General features: G+C 36.9%; 5 protein-coding genes, 1 pseudogene and 1 other annotated feature. Of the genes and pseudogenes, 2 read left to right on the top strand and 4 right to left on the bottom strand.

Going from position 1 to position 6,000, the window contains the following annotated elements:
* The first annotated feature begins 155 nt into the window (after positions 1–155).
* Positions 156–476, top strand: coding sequence for a hypothetical protein (locus ACFPYN_RS05370; protein ID WP_377732984.1), 321 nt, complete (start codon positions 156–158; stop codon positions 474–476).
* A gap of 52 nt (positions 477–528) precedes the next feature.
* A complete protein-coding gene (locus ACFPYN_RS05365) occupies positions 529–1,209 on the top strand; it encodes a hypothetical protein (RefSeq protein WP_377732983.1) in 681 nt (226 codons plus the stop codon).
* A gap of 587 nt (positions 1,210–1,796) precedes the next feature.
* Here the strand turns inward: ACFPYN_RS05365 and ACFPYN_RS05360 are convergent.
* The 4 genes and pseudogenes from ACFPYN_RS05360 to argS form a co-directional block, all read right to left on the bottom strand.
* The gene (locus ACFPYN_RS05360) at positions 1,797–2,708 is read right to left on the bottom strand and encodes a DUF4349 domain-containing protein (RefSeq protein ID WP_377732982.1); all 912 of its coding nucleotides are present in this window, start codon (positions 2,706–2,708) and stop codon (positions 1,797–1,799) included.
* Positions 2,709–2,958: 250 nt separating this feature from the next.
* Positions 2,959–3,099: a hypothetical protein gene (locus tag ACFPYN_RS05355; protein WP_377732981.1), complete on the bottom strand. Its 141-nt coding sequence runs from the start codon at positions 3,097–3,099 to the stop codon at positions 2,959–2,961.
* A gap of 128 nt (positions 3,100–3,227) precedes the next feature.
* Positions 3,228–3,659, bottom strand: a complete 432-nt coding sequence (locus ACFPYN_RS05350) for an RDD family protein (RefSeq protein ID WP_377732980.1) — start codon at positions 3,657–3,659, stop codon at positions 3,228–3,230.
* Positions 3,660–3,769: 110 nt separating this feature from the next.
* Positions 3,770–5,434: pseudogene (argS, locus tag ACFPYN_RS05345) on the bottom strand (arginine--tRNA ligase).
* Positions 5,435–5,503: 69 nt separating this feature from the next.
* Positions 5,504–5,710, bottom strand: a binding site (T-box leader).
* Positions 5,711–6,000 lie beyond the last annotated feature (290 nt).

Here is a 6,000-nt window from a genome sequence, read left to right as displayed (position 1 = left end):
CACTTGTTTTTTAAACTCGGTTGAAAATGTTCTTCTTTTTTTGGACATAGTAGATTCTCCTCACTGGTTGTGTATTATTCTACTTGCCCTTAATTTCGTTGTCCAACTAATTGTATCCTATCCAACCTAAAATATTAGGGGGAAAAGAAGATAAAATGAACTTAAATGAAACCATAATTGACGCCTCTTATACATTTGCGAACCTTAAGAAATTATTAGGAATTGTATGTAATAATGAAAATGAATTTTCACATTATGATCTTGCGAAATGGTGCGATAATCTTACTATGATTTTCGAAGAGAAAGACTTGAATGAAAACGATTTAACGTGTTTCACTATTGCACGAGATATTGAATGTCAATGGGACTTATATATTTTAGAACCTAACTTCAAAAAAATAAAATCATTAGATATTAATCAAGTTAAGTTGCCGCAGGAATGGTGCTTGGAGTGGTTTAATCAATTGAACAATTAATCAGGAATTAAATTTCTTATTCAACTAACGCAGCAGTTTAGTTGAATAAGCTTTGTTAAACAAATTAATTAATCTGACTGGAGAGGGATTGTTTGTGTTAGTGTACTCAAAGATATTAGAAGGAAGCTTTAAGTCCAGTTCTTTGGTGATTGGACTAGGTTTATTGGTAGGTATAATAACAAGGTTGACGGATTTTTTTCCATATGATGACCTATGGAGTTTCAGCTCAATAGCGACTTTATTTGGCTTTTGGATGTTAACGGTAACATTAATTATTTATTTTAGTTCATCAAATAAAAATGCCGCAATGAATGTTCTATTGTACCTACTAAGTATGAATTTTAGTTTTTACTTTTTGAAATATGTACTCAGCTTTTTTATTCCAAGATTCTACGATGAAGGATTTCAATGGAATCTTTTTATACTATATAATGTAATTGCCTTAGTATGTAGTGCTATTAGTTATGTGCTTTACTACTGGAACAAAGAGAACAAACTGAGCAACTTTTTGTACGCATTACCAGTAAGCGGATTAGCTGCGGAAACAATTGGTTTAAGTATCTATTTGTATAATAATCATACTTTTTTATTTCAATTGATTTTTGATTTCCTGAGTCTGATAATATTAGGCTGTTGGTTTTATAAAAAAGTAAATAATAAATTGATTTATATAATGACAATTGTCGCTGTATCTTCCATAGTCTATTTTGTGGTTTACCGTCCTTTTCTTTAAGCGTTTTCCATATTGCATAGATGTTAGTTAATAAAATAGGTGAAATAAGATTACCTTTTTCTAACTATTGCTTTATGAATATTAATTCACACTTAAACTAACGCGTGCTTTAATTCAGTAGAGGGAAGGCCCTGTGTTGTTGAACTAACGATGCAGTTTAGTTCAAGAAGAGAAAGAACAATTACTCTGTTCCTTTAGGGTTATATTTTATCTTTTATCTCTTTAATTGGATTAAAGTTATTAATACACCTAAATTTATTACTATTAGAATAGGAAATCCAAAGTAAAGAACATCATTTTATTCACCTCAAGTAATCGTATGAAGAAAACTATACTATAAAGCACATTTCGACCATAATGCGTAATAAGAGAAGGTGCTCCTTCAACTAGCGTGTGCTTTAGTTCAACAATGTCCTATAAGGAAAAGGCTTGGAGCCATAGTCTCCAAGCCTTTTTTGCTAATTTACTTTCCAAACAGCTTACGAATCTTAAACAGAATTTAAATGCTAAAAGCACTGTTAATTCGATGTTTGCACTTCAAAAGCGAAAACGTTACTAAACTTGCTAGCTGCTTTTTTGCGTTGTATTTACTTTTTATGTTCCTGTCGTAGTCTTCTTTTAATAACCACATACACAACAAAGCCGATTGCACCTAAAATGACTAGCACTGGCAAGTTACCAATGAAAAATACGATAAGTGCTGATCCCGCTGACAAGATCGAGTTGGTACTTGTCGCTAGTTGTTTTTTCGTTTTTTCCCATGTATTCAACTCTTTACTTTCAATCTCAGGAACTACCACGCGATTTTCATACATCGTTAGTTCAATCGTTGAAAAAGATGTTTGATTTTCAAGATACTTCATTTTGCCAACCATGACTTCAATCTCTTCTTGGATTGTGGCTAAATCTGCAGAAATTTTTAATAGGTCATCCGTTTTTTGTGCCTTGCTCATAAACTCAAGCAACCGTTCTTCCACCGCTCGTTTAGATTTTACACGAGACTCCAAATCCACATATTGCTCCGTCACATCCTGACCGGTTACATTGCGTTCAAGAATTTCAGCCGCTTCCTCTTCAGCATCTACTAGAAATTTCTCGAAATTCTTTTCTGGAATTCGAACAATCATCTTGCCACTGCTTGTTTGATCATCTTCCTGAAAGACGTTCGATTCCACGATATAGCCACCATATTGCTCAACCTTTTGTTCAATATTACTTTGTGCTTTGTCTAACTCTTTGACGTTAACACTTAAGCTCGCTTGGTGAATAATCATTCTTTCTGTTGCGACTACCGGAGCTTTTGTTTCTGATTCGCTCGCTTCTTCTGTTACTGCTTCGCTTTCAGCTTCACTGTCCGCATCACTTGAAACTACATTGGACATCTCTCTATCATCACTAGACATTTCTTTACTCTCAGACGACTCGTCATTGCTACTACATGCTGCCAGTAGTATCAATAAGGTCGAAAAAAGAAAAATACGCATAGCCCTTCTCATCATCAGTTGCCCCCTGTCTCTATATTTATTTTGACGAGTATGGCAGGGAAAATGTTACAATTCCTACTTGTTTTTTCAGCTTATAAACTGAATAGTGTTCCGACTAGTAAACAGAGAACAAAAATCCCCAAAAATACTTCCAGATAATACGTTTTCACCGCTTCTTCATGTAGAATCGTTCGTTTTCCAATAAACCAGGCTCCTAGTAGAGCTACTACAGCTCCCCATACACCATGTCTAAGAATGGACACGACTAATCCATAACCGGGAAATACATCGTTTCCGAAACGCCCTCCCCTAAATCGGTTACCTCTTTATATTTCGTAAACAGAATGGCATAGCCAAGGCCCAGCAAAAATCCATAAAACGCACTTTTTCTCAAAAGATTTTCCATATTCATGTTCTCCTTCAAAAGTTATTAGTCTTTAATCATTCGACAAATTACAAAAATATTCTTTTTCACGTCTAACTTACATACAACAAAACCCTCATGTAATGTTCACATGAGGGTTTACTAAATGGCTATTCATTTACAACAAAGTCATTTTCATCACCTGGAGCGTTATATGTAACGTAAGTTCCTGCGATGAGATCATGTAAAGCACGTTTGTCTTCTCTTAGGCCGACCATAAATCCACTGACAATCGCTGCGATGCCAAGGGTAACAATATAAATCAATCCGGCTACCACGACACGCATTAACATAGCCCCAATACCTAATTTACTGCCATCGACTTTAACAATTCGTATCTTCATCATTCGTTTACCCACCGTATATCCGTACCAAATGATAGGTAATAATATAGAATATATGGCGGATATCGTACCTGATAAATTTTCATTATCCCAATTCCCCGTCAAAATGTAAGCAATAATGCCTAGCGGTATACTAATAACCAAGGAATCCACTATACTTGCTAACAGCCGTACCCAAAAACCTGCTGGATTTGTCATGATGTTGTTGTTCCTCTTTTCTTGTTGTACTTATTTACTATATTACCAAACTAAGTCTTTATTAAAAACCTAATAATTCCACTTTTTATAAATATTAATCGGGTAAAGATTTACATTTCCTTCGGAGCTTTAATCCCTAGCAGTCTTAATGCTTCTTCCAGCACAATCACAACACTTTGAACTAACGAAACTCGGTAGTCCATCAAATTAGATGTAGAAACGATTTGAACATTTCCATAAAATGAATTGAATTACTGTGCTAGTTCTACCGCATATTTTGCAATTACCGAAGGGTCTAGTTCCGTCGTAGCCCGGTTGACGACAGATGGGAACTGTTCCAGGTATTTGATTATTTCCCACTCATGGTCATTAACGTCTTCCACTATAAAGTCATTCACCACTCCCGCTTTTCTCAAAATCGAGCATGCTCTAGCATAGGAATATTGCACATACGGACCTGTTTCACCTTCTGTTTGCAACATTTTCTTCAAATCAAATTCAATGTCATGTTTTCGATGCTGTTTTACATCACTGAAAATAATGGCACCCACACCGATTGCTTTTGCGACTTCTTTTTTATTTATCAAGGTCGGATTCTTTTCATTAATAGTGGCCTCAGCTAATTGAATGGCTTCATTCAACACTTCTTCCAATAACACAATTTTGCCTTTACGCGTCGATAATTTTTTTCCATCCTTCAAAATCAACCCAAACGGGATATGTTGAATGGTATCCGCCCACTCATAGCCCATTTTATTTAGTACGGCCTTCAGCTGCACAAAGTGTAAACTCTGTTCATTGCCAACGACGTACAATGATTTCACAAACTGGTGAGTGTTGTGTCGATCGATTGCTGCCGTAATGTCTCTCGTTGCATACAGCGTCGCGCCATCAGACTTTTTGATTAAGCACGGTGGTATATGCCCTCCTACATCGACAACCAATGCTCCATCCGACTCGATTAATAAGTTCTTTTGTTGTAACTTTTCAACGACCGCTTCCATCTTGTCATTGTAATAGGCTTCACCTTTAGACGAATCAAAGGATACCCCAAGTACATCATAGATTTTTTGAAATTCTTTTAAGGATTCTGTACGGAACCATTTCCATAAGGCTAATGCTTCTGGTTGGCCATCTTCTAAAGATTTAAATGCCGCTCTCCCTTGGTCATTTAACGACTCATCCTGTTGTGCTTCTTCGTGAAAACGAATATAGAGTGATAGTAACGTCTTGATTGGTGCTTCGTGTACGTCTTGTTCATTGCCCCACAAACGATAAGCCACTAGTAATTTTCCAAATTGAGTTCCCCAGTCACCAAGGTAGTTAATCTTCACTGGTTGAAAACCACTCTTTTCATGCAATAACGCAATGGAATTTCCAATGACCGTTGATCGCAAATGCCCCATCGAAAAAGGCTTCGCAATATTAGGAGAAGACATATCAATCGTTACTACGCCGCCTCCACCGACGTTTGAAGAACCATATTGATTTACTTCATATAAAATTGTATTCATAACCGACTGCGCAAATCCCGTTCGTTTCATAAAAATATTTACATAGCCATTAACTGCTTCTACTTTATCAATGTTCGGATCCTGAATAAGCCCAGCTAGTTCTTCCGCAATCAACACAGGAGACTTTCTCATCTTTTTAGCTAATGGGAAACAAGGAAGTGCATAGTCCCCTAAATGGGCATACGTAGGAACTTCAATCATCTGTTCGTCAATTAACTCCGTCGTGAAACGTTGAAGAATTTCTACTACCTTCTGTTTCATATGAACCCCTCCTAAGAAAATAACTAGCACGTGAAAATGGACATAAAAAAAGCCCTCGTCTCATCAAACACATGAGACGAAAGCTTAACTTCCGCGGTACCACTCAAATTACCCCATATAGGGCCACTTTCTCATAACGGTGAGTCACCGGCTTTTTCTACGTCATTCAAAAAAGCATCTCCGAAGTGCGGTTCACAAATCTTCACAACCAGGCTCACACCATCCCCAGCTCGCTTCATCATCCGATTTTGTTACTCTCTTCATCTTGGATATTGTATTTGAATTTACCAAAGCCAAAAGTGAAAGTCAACTTATTTTTAGGAATAAATGTAAATAAACTAATCAGGTGCAATTGCTTACTTTAATGTTTATGCAAACCATTTCCTGCTAAATACAAAGATTATGCTCAAGATATTAGTTGATTTCCGTTACAGGCGGACGCTTTCCGCGGGCATGGTCTCAGCCTCCTCGTCGAGCAAGCTCTCCTGCGGGGTCTTCGACTCATGCTATTCCCGCCGGAGTCGCCGCCTTTCACTACAATCACTAAAACGAACAGTCATATTCAA

The organism is Paenisporosarcina macmurdoensis (genome assembly GCF_042658845.1).
Taxonomy (GTDB): domain Bacteria; phylum Bacillota; class Bacilli; order Bacillales_A; family Planococcaceae; genus Paenisporosarcina; species Paenisporosarcina macmurdoensis.
This window is presented reverse-complemented; position numbering and strand designations above follow the sequence as displayed.